Origin of the sequence: Bacillus changyiensis (assembly GCF_027706145.1) — a bacterium.
Taxonomy (GTDB): Bacteria; Bacillota; Bacilli; order Bacillales; family Bacillaceae; genus Bacillus; species Bacillus changyiensis.
On sequence record NZ_JAQFWW010000001.1, the window covers coordinates 866,809 to 879,056 of the forward strand.

Annotated in this window: 11 protein-coding genes; all 11 read right to left on the reverse strand. The window is 39.6% G+C overall.

The features are described from left to right. Positions 1–82 precede the first annotated feature (82 nt). Positions 83–451: a small basic family protein gene (locus PDT38_RS04530; protein WP_172294665.1), complete on the reverse strand. Its 369-nt coding sequence runs from the start codon at positions 449–451 to the stop codon at positions 83–85. After that, positions 451–1,176 (reverse strand): DUF881 domain-containing protein, encoded by a 726-nt coding sequence (locus tag PDT38_RS04535; RefSeq protein WP_394356239.1) that lies wholly within the window; start codon positions 1,174–1,176, stop codon positions 451–453. The genes PDT38_RS04530 and PDT38_RS04535 overlap by 1 nt, the downstream gene beginning before the upstream one ends. Before the next feature lie 17 nt (positions 1,177–1,193). Continuing rightward, a complete protein-coding gene (locus PDT38_RS04540) occupies positions 1,194–1,886 on the reverse strand; it encodes a DUF881 domain-containing protein (protein WP_270799330.1) in 693 nt (230 codons plus the stop codon). Then, complete coding sequence (locus PDT38_RS04545; RefSeq protein WP_270799331.1) at positions 1,883–2,659, reverse strand: cell division protein FtsQ/DivIB; 777 nt, start codon at positions 2,657–2,659, stop codon at positions 1,883–1,885. The genes PDT38_RS04540 and PDT38_RS04545 overlap by 4 nt, the downstream gene beginning before the upstream one ends. Before the next feature lie 185 nt (positions 2,660–2,844). Beyond that, the gene (gene murB, locus PDT38_RS04550) at positions 2,845–3,756 is read right to left on the reverse strand and encodes a UDP-N-acetylmuramate dehydrogenase (protein WP_270799332.1); all 912 of its coding nucleotides are present in this window, start codon (positions 3,754–3,756) and stop codon (positions 2,845–2,847) included. 25 nt (positions 3,757–3,781) lie between these two features. Continuing rightward, the gene (gene murG / locus PDT38_RS04555; protein ID WP_270799333.1) at positions 3,782–4,885 is read right to left on the reverse strand and encodes an undecaprenyldiphospho-muramoylpentapeptide beta-N-acetylglucosaminyltransferase; all 1,104 of its coding nucleotides are present in this window, start codon (positions 4,883–4,885) and stop codon (positions 3,782–3,784) included. Positions 4,886–4,956: 71 nt separating this feature from the next. Continuing rightward, entirely contained in the window at positions 4,957–6,057 is a 1,101-nt protein-coding gene (gene spoVE, locus PDT38_RS04560; protein ID WP_270799334.1) for a stage V sporulation protein E, read from the reverse strand. A 52-nt stretch (positions 6,058–6,109) separates the two neighbouring features. After that, entirely contained in the window at positions 6,110–7,465 is a 1,356-nt protein-coding gene (murD, locus tag PDT38_RS04565; protein ID WP_270799335.1) for a UDP-N-acetylmuramoyl-L-alanine--D-glutamate ligase, read from the reverse strand. After that, on the reverse strand, positions 7,465–8,439 hold the full coding sequence (gene mraY, locus PDT38_RS04570; RefSeq protein WP_270799336.1) for a phospho-N-acetylmuramoyl-pentapeptide-transferase: 975 nt from the start codon (positions 8,437–8,439) through the stop codon (positions 7,465–7,467). Before mraY ends, murD begins: the two co-directional genes overlap by 1 nt. Positions 8,440–8,578: 139 nt before the next feature. Then, on the reverse strand, positions 8,579–10,045 hold the full coding sequence (locus PDT38_RS04575) for a UDP-N-acetylmuramoyl-L-alanyl-D-glutamate--2,6-diaminopimelate ligase (protein WP_270800136.1): 1,467 nt from the start codon (positions 10,043–10,045) through the stop codon (positions 8,579–8,581). Between the two features lie 177 nt (positions 10,046–10,222). Further along, the gene (locus PDT38_RS04580; RefSeq protein ID WP_270799337.1) at positions 10,223–12,160 is read right to left on the reverse strand and encodes a stage V sporulation protein D; all 1,938 of its coding nucleotides are present in this window, start codon (positions 12,158–12,160) and stop codon (positions 10,223–10,225) included. Between the last annotated feature and the right edge of the window lie 88 nt (positions 12,161–12,248).

Sequence of the window (12,248 nt, forward strand, 5' to 3'; positions counted from 1 at the left end):
TGTAACAAAAAGACACAGTTATCACGTTTCTTTAGTTTTAGGATTACTGTGAATATTCGTTACATCCTATGTATATCCTCTTTTAAATCTCATTTTTTTTATTTTTTCTCCGTAAGGCTGTCCATTTGACAAGCAATATTCTTCTAATAACCGCAATGTTTTGAAACAGTCTGATGCCAAATGCAAACATGCCGACTAAATACAAGTCTACACCAAGATGAACGCCCAGAAAAGCCAAACCTATTGCAATTACAATATTGAAAAAAAAACCTGTCACAAAAACCAGTTCATCATATACACTTTGTAAATGGGCCCTTATTCCTCCAATCATCGTATCGAGTGCTGCAAGGATTGCTAAAGACAAGTAACTCGAGTACTCACTTGGTATTGTAAAGTTTGTGCTAAAACCGATTGCAATTCCAAGCAAAAGCCCTAGAACTGGAAGCCACATTAGGAATTTTCTCCTTTTGATTTTTCGAGCGGTTTCAATGGATTGACTTGTATTGAACCATCATATGCTTTAATCTTGATTTGTTTTTTAGGCCTCTCTATATGTAAATCGAGATTTTCTCCAGCAAAGAGATCTTGCATGTTTGAAGCAATCATCCCACTATATAGTTTATCGGCATTTTCCCCGATAATTTTTACTGTTATCGGATAGTCATCCAAAGGAAATCCGTCTATTTTGGTTATTCCATTAATATCTCTAATCACAGTCGTATGGATCACTCTTCTATCATTAATCGACATTTCCGTTGCTTCATACATATTTAATTCATTGATTAATTTTTTCAGAAGATCTGGCGGCGGATTTTCGATTGATTGTCCAGTCAATTCCTCCGAAAACAGCTGCGATATTTTAATCGTTATTCCATGACCAGTGATATCAGTCAAACCTGCTTGTTTTTTTAAATTTTGAAGTGTTTCGTTCAATCCTTTCGTTTTCGAATTCCCTTTCGCTTTCCGGTATGTTACCAGCATCTTTTCATATTTATCGATTTCAGCTAAAAGATGAAGTTGTTTTGTTTGTTCTGCTTTTAAGTCTTCCCTTAACTCCCAAATATCTCTTGTATCGCGAACTTTGGGCTCCTTTAGTGAATTGAACTGCACGGAGAGCATGAAGCCGAATATAAGCATCAACACAGTGATACTAAGAAAACGATTGTTTTTCTTCACGTCTGTTATCAACTCTTTCATTCCCCTTGATTTAAAAGAGGATCCATCATAACTTTAGCTTGTTCTTCAATATGGACTGAGATGTGATCACGGGTCAATTGGTCAACTAAACCTCCCGCAATATTTAGTGCCGGTATCAGCACATCCGCTTCCCCAATTGCGGAAACAACAAATGGAGCTGGATATTGGTTTCCATCAACAGTAATGACAGGTCCGTTGCAAGAAATATAGGAATGATGTGTCACACGCTGGCCATTGATCGATACAGCGGCAGCGCCGGAGATCCATAGTTCGTTCAATAAACGGAAGATGTGGCTTTCATGTATGATATACTGATTGACATTCTCCCCTTCAGGTATATATGAAGCATCTTTTAATGTGACTTGAATTCCTTGACCTTGAACTCCAATTTCACCGACAAACATTCTGTATCTCTCGACATCTTCGAGAATGTGATCATATTCTTCTTTCTCACCTTTGAGAGATTCTTCTGTTTGCTGCACTTCTTTCTGTTTGCTCATTAACTCATTTTTCAGTGCATTGGTTTGCTTTTCTTGTGATATCAGCCGATCTCTCAGTGAATATTCCTCTTCCCAGCTTTTCGAAGGTCCCTTCTTATCTTTCATCTCTTTTGTGAATTGATATGAAAAAGACAAGAGAAACCCCAATACAAGCATGGCTAGCGAAAGGATGGCCGTATGTTTTTTCAACGTTTTTCTTCCTTCTTAGACTTTTTTTGCAATGGTTCAAAATAAGTCCCGACTTCCAAATGAACAATCCCTTTTTGATTTCCCGGCAACTCTTTTACAATTATAGGATATTTAGACATTTTATTGGCGAAAGTTTTAATTGAAGCTGTCACAATATGTCCATCATTCATATATAACTTGATATTCCAAGATTTCGATTTCTGAGGTGAATAATTAATTTCTGAAATCAATTTTTTTACTGTCTCAGGAAGTTTGTCTAATTGTTTAGCCATTTGAACGAGTTTATCATCTTTCTTCCAGCCATTTAAGATGGGAGCTTGATCAGACGGTGTTACTTCATCAGAGAGAACCTGCCCGTTTTCTAGCACAGAATAATACGCATTATGTTTTTGTAAAAAAGCAATGTTTTTATATTCTTCAACAGAGATCGACACTTTGTTGGGCAAACTTTTAAAAACTTGAGCTTTTTTTATTAAATTGTGTTTTTCAATTATTTGCTCGGTTTGTCGCTCATTTAGACTCCAGTATTCTGTCTCTCCTGCTTCAATCGAAGAGAGTGAAATAATTTTATCTTTAGATACATTTTGATTACCGGTAATTTCTACTGTTGACACTTTGCTGATCGGTGTCTGTAAGTAAATAATGACAAGCATCATGAAAAAAAACAAAATAATAAATGTAATCAGCCTGCGGTTTGCCTTTTGTTTTCTCTGTTCTTTAATTTTCGGAATCCGTTCTTCTATATTGACGATTTTATCTTGATCGGGTTTCACGATGGTTCACCTCAAGGTTAAAGATGACGACAATTGCTATTTTATTTGAAAAATGCGCCTCCTAAAATGGAAACACGGTGTTTATTCAAAAGAAAAAACTGCCGTTAGCGAAACAAACGACATACTAAGATGCCGTTTGATTTCTCGTACATTATACCATAAGGCAGTATGATTTCTGAAAAGATTTATCGTTTTTCACCGATCATTTCAACCTCAGTATGCATATCAACACCATACTTTTCTTTAATCGTTTTTTGAATAAATGTAATGAGATCTAGAACATCTTTGGCTGTAGCTCCCCCAGCATTAATAATAAAGTTCCCATGCATCTCGGAAACCTTTGCGCCTCCGATTTGATAACCTTTCAATCCAGCCTGTTCAATAAGCTTACCTGCATGGTCTGGAAGAGGATTCCTAAAGATGCTACCTGCACATGGGTTTGAAACCGGCTGTGTTTCTTTGCGATAATCTTTATTTTTTTGCATTTCTTCAATGATGATATCACGCTCTTTTTGTTCCAGTTGGAAAACAGCTTCAAGACAAATTCCTGGTCGCTTGTTTTGTAAAATAGATGTACGGTAACTAAACAACATTTCTTCATTTGATAGCCACTCTAACGTTCCATCTTCAAATAGAATCAAAGCTTTCACTAAAATTCGGCTTATGTCAGAGCCATGAGCTCCTGCATTCATATAAACTGCCCCACCGACTGATCCCGGAATACCTGCGGCAAACTCTAAACCGGAAAGTCCTTTTTTGCTGATACCGGTAGCAAGCCGAACAACAGAGCATCCACCACCTGCTCTTACAGTCTCACCATCGATCTCAATATGGTCAATACCTGTCCCCAGCTTAATCACGACACCCCTTATCCCTTCATCAAGGACAAGTAAGTTTGAGCCTCTGCCAATCGCAGTCCATTTGACATGATGTTTTTTGATGACCTTCATCGTGTCGCCAATCGCCTCAATGTTTTTTGGAATCACCAAAATATCAGCGGGGCCGCCAATTTTTATTGTTGTGTGGTTTGCCAACGGTTCTTTCTCAAGCACTTTACCAACTTCAAGTTCTCTTAATTCCTGTATGACTTTATCCATGGAAAACCTCCAAAATCCTTATGTTTTATCTTTTTTTTAGTTGTTGCAATTCACTTAATACATGATACAAACGTTGGGCTGCATCAGGAACACCAAGAGATTTTGCGCGCTCACTCATCTCATGTAACGTTTTTTCATCTTGTAAAATATGATCGACAGCTTGAACTAAACGGTCGCCATCAAGTTCTGATTCTTTTAAAACGACTGCAGCGTTATGCTTGCCAAGCGAGTTTGCATTGACTTCCTGATGATTCGCCGTAACGTATGGACTCGGGATCAAGACACTAGGAATACCAAGGACGGTGATTTCCGCGATTGTTGTCGCACCTGCCCGTGCAACAATACAATCGAACGCTTTCAAGTATTCCGGCATTTGATGCAAAAATGGAATGACAACCATATTCTCGGCGATACCTTCATGATTGAGTGCTGACATCACTTTTTCATAATGAACCTCTCCTGTAACATAAAGAACTTGATAGTCTCTAGTTTTTAATGATTGTTGCATCGCAATGACAGCCTCATTAATCGGAGCGGCACCGCGGCTTCCTCCGAAAATCAAGACTGTTTTCTTGTTCTCCTGTAACCCTAGAGTGCTTAAAGACTTCACCTCTTTTATAGATACGACTTCAGATGCCCTTGGGTTTCCGGTAAAAACAACTTTTTCTGTAGGAAAATGTGTCTGAGCTTCTTCAAAACAAATCGCTACTCTGTCAACATATTTGGATAAAAATTTATTTGTGAGTCCAGGAAGGCTGTTTTGTTCGTGGATAATTGTCGGAATTCCTAATCTTGAGGCAGCATAAACTACTGGTCCGCACACATAACCACCCGTTCCAATCACCGCATCCGGTTGAAATTTCTTTAACTCTTTTTTGCATTCGCTGACACCTTTTAAAAATCGGATAACCGTTTTGAGATTTTCAAATGATAGTTTTCTTTTAAAACCGGTAATATCAATTGCTTTAAAAGGAATATTTTCTCGTTCGACAATTTTTTTCTCAAGACCTTTATCTGTCCCAATATATAAAAAACTTACATCTGGGTGGTGTTGTTTCACTTCTTTAATAAATGCAAGGGCGGGATAAATATGACCTCCCGTTCCGCCTCCACTTACAACGATCCGCATCTGTTTTCCCCCTTATCTCTTTTTCACACGACGATAACCCTGCTTTTTTAACAGGGTTATCGCTGATCACATTAATATCTTGAATACCTACTGACATTGAGAAGTACACCAACTGCCATCAGCATTAACGTTAATGATGAACCTCCATAACTTAAAAACGGTAATGTAATGCCGGTGACTGGAATTAAACCGGTCACAACACCAATATTAATCATCACCTGAATGGCGATCATTGAAATAACACCGACAGCAATAAAACTTCCGTATAAGTCAGGTGCACCTAAGGCTATTCTAACACCTCTCCATAATAGGACACAGAAAAGCAATAAAATCAGTGACCCACCAATAAATCCAAGCTCTTCTGATAAAATAGCAAAAATAAAATCTGTTTGCGGCTCAGGCAAATAGAAAAACTTCTGTCTGCTCTGACCGAGTCCTAGTCCAAATAGTCCGCCTGGTCCAACTGCATAGAGCGATTGGATAATTTGAAAGCCGCTTCCTAAAGGGTCTTCCCAAGGGTTTAAATAAGACGTAATCCTTTTTATTCGATATGGTGCTGACAGGACAAGACCGATAAATCCACTAAGCCCGATCAAACCGAGGAACACAAAGTGTGAGATTCTCGCCCCAGCCACAAATATCATAATAATACATGTTGTGACCATCACCGTCCCAGTTCCAAGGTCAGGCTGCATCATGATGATAAGAAAAGCAGAAAAAACGATACCTAGGGCTGGTATAAACCCTTTTCTAAATGAGGTAATATTTTTTTGTTTTTCAGATAAAAATTTTGCTAAAAATGCAATCATCGCGAGTTTCATAAATTCAGAAGGCTGAATACTAAAAGCTCCTACACCGATCCAGCTTCTTGAGCCATTCCGCTCCATCCCAATACCGGGAATCAGAACAATGACCAAGAGGAAGAAGCAGACAATCATTAGCATTTTTGCCCAAGTTCTCCATGTCCAATAATCAACATTCATGATGAAAAACATTGCGATAACCCCGACTCCAGCAAATAATAGCTGCCGTTTAGCAAAGAAAAACGAATCGTCATATTTGTATGTTGCCCATACCGCACTGGCACTGTAGACCATGATCAGTCCGATTGTTAACAATAATAACGTAATGATAACCAATAAAAAGTCTGGTGACGTTTTTTTAGTATGCAAAGGCCGAACACCCCAAGCTTCTTTTCTTAGGGCTTCTCAAGCAGACAAGCCCCTATTTAAGCATATGCACGGCATTTACAAACATGTCACCACGTTCTTCAAATGTTTTGTACTGATCCCAGCTTGCACAAGCTGGTGACAAGAGAATGACATCTCCCGTGTCTGACAAGTTGAAAGCCGCAGATGCTGCTTGTTCAACATTATCGACACGTTTGACTTGTTGTATTCCCAACTCTTTGCCCAACTTCTCAAACTTCGGGGCTGTTTCCCCAAAAGTAATGATCGCTTTGACTGAATTCATGTGTGGCTTTAATTCATCAAATCCATTGCCACGGTCAAGTCCTCCGGCAAGTAGAATCACCGGTTTGTCGAAGGATGATAGAGCTTTTTTCGTTGCGAGGATATTTGTTGCTTTACTGTCATTGTAGAACATTCTGTCTTTAATAGTTGTTACATATTGCATTCTGTGTCTTACACCTTTAAAACTTGACAGGACTTTTTGGATAGCCTGATTGGCAACCCCAGCGGTCTTCACAATACAAATCGTTGCCAAAATGTTCTCCAAATTATGTTCCCCTGGTAACACAACATCTTTGAGTGGCATGACTGGTTCATGATGAAACAAGATCATCCCGTCTTTTATACATGCTCCATGTTCCAGTTCTTGTTTAACCGAGAAATAAATTTTCTCCGCTTTTGAGCATTTCGCGAGCCGAGTGACGACATCATCATCCAAATTGACAACAGCAACGTCTGTTTCCGATTGATTTCGGTATATCTGTTGTTTTGCTAGCTCATAATTTTCTCGAGTATGGTGATAATCAAGATGGGCATCAAATACGTTTAATAGTAAACCGATTTTCGGTCTAAATGCATATGTCCCCATTAGCTGAAACGAAGAAAGCTCTGTGACGATCCATTCGTCTTCGGTAGCTTGATATGCAACTTCACTTGCTGCTGTTCCAATATTTCCGGCAACAAGCGCTTTTTTAGCATCTGCTTTCAGCATTTCATAAACAAGCGTTGTCGTTGTCGTTTTTCCATTTGAACCTGTAATACCGATAAACGGCGCATCTGTCAGATGATAGGCTAATTCTACCTCCGTCCAGACAGGAATGCCTCTTTTAAGCGCTTCTTTAACCATTACATTTTCATAGCGAATACCCGGGTTCTTAATCAAAATATCAATTGAATGAAGATCGAATAGCTCAATTGGATGTGATCCACAGATGACTTCGACTCCTTTTTCGGCAAGAATTTGCGCAGATTCGTTTTTTTCAAAAGCCAATTGATCATTGACCACAACATGTACGCCTTTCTCATGTAAAATGGATGCAGCTGCATATCCGCTTTTTGCCAGTCCTAATACAAGGACGTTTTGATTTTGTAATAAGCCTTCAGTATCCACTATAACCACACCTCGATGTATATTCCTAAGACGGCAAACAGAAGTCCTGCTGTCCAAAATGTAACAACAACTCTCCACTCCGACCAGCCTACAAGCTCATAATGATGATGGAGTGGGCTCATTTTAAAGATTCGCTTACCTGTTGTTTTAAAAGAAATGACTTGCAAAATAACAGAAAGGGTTTCAATCACAAAAACCCCGCCGATAATGACTAGAAGAATTTCTAACTTTGTTAGAATTGCAATCGTGACAATCGCACCACCAAGAGCGAGCGATCCCGTGTCACCCATAAAAACCTTTGCTGGATGAGCATTAAAGACTAAAAACCCTAAAACCGCTCCAACTATGGCTACCGAAAAAATCGCAACATCCTGCTGTGATTGATTCCATGCCAAAATGGCAAATGCACCAAATGCGATCGCGGCTGTCCCAGATAAAAGCCCGTCAAGCCCATCAGTCAAATTAACAGCATTAGAACCGCCAACAAGCATAAATATAACAACGATCAGATAAGCCCAACCAAGTTCAAGTGATATCGTTGTCCCTGGAATACTAATATCAGTTGGTTTACCTTGAATACAATATACGATATAAAATGCCACAGCGATCACAATCTGACCAATCAGCTTTTGTTTTGAGGTAAGTCCAAGGTTCCGCTTCATGACGACTTTGATATAGTCATCTAAAAAGCCGAGCAGACCGTAGCCAACAGTGACAAACAACAGGAGAAACATGTTGGTACTGACTTCGGAAAATTTGATTGTCATCACGATCGTCGTGACGATAATCGATAAGATAATCATGACACCACCCATTGTTGGTGTACCCGACTTTTTCTGATGGGACTTTGGTCCTTCTTCACGAATGCTTTGCCCAAATTTCAGTTTTCTTAAAAACGGGATAAATACCGGAGATAACAGAACACTGATTAAAAAGCCCATTAAAATCGTAAACAAAATGACTTGTTCAATCATTGTTCTCCCCCCTTCCCGTTTGGTTATTTTTCAGAAAACAGCATACGCATTTATCATATTCACTGTTTTTTTTCATATGTTGATTTATTTTGAACACATCCATTACATTAACAACTCTTTCCTGTATTTCTTTTTCAGTTTATTTCAACTCAAGAATGGCTTTTTTCGCTACTTCAGCATCATCAAAATCAAATATTTGATCACCGATTTGCTGATAAGTTTCATGGCCTTTGCCAGCGATCAGGACGACATCACCTTTTTTGGCATTGGTAATGGCAAAAAAGATGGCTTGTTCCCGATTCACAATACTGTGATAATAAGCCCCTCTTACTCCTTCTTCCATACCTTTTATAATCGCAATTGGATCTTCACTTCTTGGGTTATCCGAAGTGAAAATCGGCTCATCAGCCAACTCAGTAGCGATCTTCGCCATTTGCGGTCGCTTCGTCTTATCACGATCCCCGCCACAGCCGATTACCACAAATAGCTTACCTTCTGTCATCGCTCGAGACGTATGGAGAACATTTTTAAGGCTGTCAGGTGTATGCGCATAATCAATGATCACTGGAAAATCTTGACCGGCATTGACCAATTCGAATCTCCCTTTGACACCACTTAACCCTTCAATTGCTTTTGTGATGGTCTCAAACGGAATATCTGCCGCAATAGCGATTGCTACTGCTGCTAACACATTATAAACATTAAATTGGCCAACAAGCGGGATTGTCACTTGTTTTGTTCCCTTTGGTGTGACAAGATCAAAGCTTGTTCCTTTTGGTGTGATCTTGATCTCTACCGCTTTGATATCAGCTTCATTTATGATGCCATATGTGAGAAGATATGCGGCAGTCACTTGGGCAAAAGATTCAGAAACGGGATCATCCGCATTTAAAACCGCCCACTTCGGTTTTTCATGGTGAAATGCTCCGCCAAGCTGAGAAAAAAGCAGACTTTTGGCATGCTGATACTCCTCCATCGTCTCGTGATAATCAAGATGATCCTGCGTCAGATTAGTAAATACAGCAATATCGTAATCACAACCATGGACCCTCCCCATATGAAGAGCGTGTGAAGAAACTTCCATTATCGCTGTATCTACTTGTTGATCAACCATTTTTCGAAACGTTTTTTGAAGTGTCACACTTTCTGGTGTCGTATTTTTGACATCAAGTATTTGATCATTGATTTTCATGTACATCGTGCCGATTAAACCTGTTCGGCTGCCGGCATGCTTAAAAATCTCTTCCGCTATGTGAGAAGTTGAGGTCTTACCATTGGTGCCAGTGATGCCAATTAGTCTTAATTGTTTTGTGGGCTGGCCATAGAAAGCATCTGATAAGACAGCAAGCGCACGCTTCGAATGTTTGACAATGATAACGGGAACATCTACATCAACTTGTTTTTCCGCTAGAATGGCTACCGCTCCTTTATCAACAGCCTGTCGAGCGTATTTGTGACCATCGACTGTATAGCCTTTTATACAAACAAAAAGACTCCCTGTTTTGACTTCCCTGGAGTCCATCTCGATTGAGGTTATATCAGGGTCTTCTTGGCCGGTAAAGGAAGGTTCATTTCTTAAGTATGTAAGAAGCTTAGTTAATTTCATCATATCAAACCTCTCCGAGTTCAAAATCAGTTTCTTTAAATGATTATTAGTAGTTGTTAGACATACAGTTCATATTTTAGCGTAAAAAAGAGGATACTTCCAGCTAATCACCTGAAAAACTTAAAAAACGAGCAGAAATGGGCTTGCCGATACAATTGGCTATCGTTTATGATCAAGTCAATCTTCCTGATCATCTTGTGGATCATCAAGGTAAATGCGAATTGTTGAACCTTCTTTGACCTTTTCTCCTGCTTTTGGGGATTGCTGAACAACGACATTGCCCTCCCCTGAAGCATTCAGTTTCAAATTGACGAGCAAAGGTTCAAGTTCTGTCACAGACAACCCTATAAGATTCGGGACCTCAATCAATTTTTTGTCCAGCCATTTGTATTCACGCTTAATTTGGTTCTTTCTTTTGTCAACCCCGAGCTGTGGAAGACTGTCTCTCATAATGTTGCCGACAATTGGTGCGGCAACAGTCCCACCAAACTGAATTGTTCCCTTTGGATTGTCAATAGCGACATAAACAACAATGTTTGGGTCATCAGAAGGAGCGGTTCCAATAAACGAGACAATATGGTTGTTTTTTAAGTATTTTCCGTCTTGCACTTTTTGTGCTGTTCCTGTTTTCCCACCTACCCGGTACCCATCAACAAAGGCATTCCGGCCCGTTCCTTGGGCAACTACGCTTTCAAGTGCATAGCGGATTTTTTTCGATGTTTCTTCAGAAATCACTTTCTTCTTGGCGATCGGCCCATTTTTTTTAACGACTTGTTTTGTAACAGGATCAATCCACTCTTTTGCAATATAAGGTGTATATAGTGTTCCACCATTAACCGCTGCAGAAACAGCTGCTACTTGTTGAATCGGAGTCACTGATACACCCTGTCCAAAAGCCGTTGTCGCTTGCTCTACAGGACCAACTCGATCAAGCGGAAATAAGATACCTGTTCCCTCTCCTTGAAGATCGATTCCCGTTTTCTTTCCAAATCCGAAGTCTTTAATATAACTGAACAATTTCTCTTTCCCGAGTCGCTGACCGAGTTCAACAAAACCAGGGTTACAGGAATTTTGGACAACTTCAAGAAAAGACTGGGAGCCATGTCCACCCCGTTTCCAGCATTTTAGTCGTGCGCCATCAACTTCAACAGATCCTTTATCATGAAAGCGATCTTTTTGTAAATTAACTTGTTTCTCTTCTAATGCAGCTGCAAGTGTAATAATTTTAAATGTTGATCCTGGTTCATATGTACTCCATACCGGTAAATTGCGGTTGTAGACTTTTGGATCAATTGATTGATAGTTTGCCGGATCAAAGTCCGGTCTGCTGACCATCGCAAGGACTTCACCGGTTTTCGGATTCATTGCCACCCCAACCATTCCATCAGGATGGTATTTCGATTCCGCAATATCAAACTCTCGCTCCATGACCGTTTGCACTCGGGAGTCAATGGTTAGTTTCATATCTAAGCCATCTTTTGGGGGTGTATAATCATCAGCCTCTTCAGGCATTCTCTTCCCTTTTGCATCAGAGTAAAATTTAACATAGCCTTTTTCACCTTTGAGCTCTTCATTATAAAAAGCTTCAAGCCCTAGTAGACCTTGATTATCAATTCCAGCAAAACCAAGCACATGAGATAGATAGCTACCAAACGGATAATGACGGATGCTATCCTCTGCGATATAGACACCTTTCAAATTGAGGTCTCTCACTTGTTTTGCTTTCTGGTGAGAAATTTTTCGACCTTCTGGATTTATTCTTTCAATGGACGTTTTTTTGGTCACGTGTTTGTAGGCTTTTTCTTTTGACATATTGAGCACATTGGCCAATTTTTCGCTCGTTTCGATCGGGTTTTCAATTTGTTTTGGTACGACTAGAACAGATGGTGCGCTTTGATTTGTCGCAAGCTTGACTCCATTTCGGTCAAGGATTTCACCTCTTTCCGGTTCAAAGGGAAGGTTTCTGCTCCAAGAATCTTTTGCTAATGATGTCAGTTTATCACCCAAGACAAACTGAACATATCCAAGCCTTGTATCAATAATCAAAAAGATCGAAACGCCAAAAAGCAGAACTAAAATTAAACGTTTTCTGACTGTTACATTAGAAACGCGCAAGAGACCGTTCACTCCTTATTTAAGCTTGTTTCATTTTATGTCTTAGAATGATTTGGTAGAACGGTTTTCGTTTGCTGCTATTTATTTA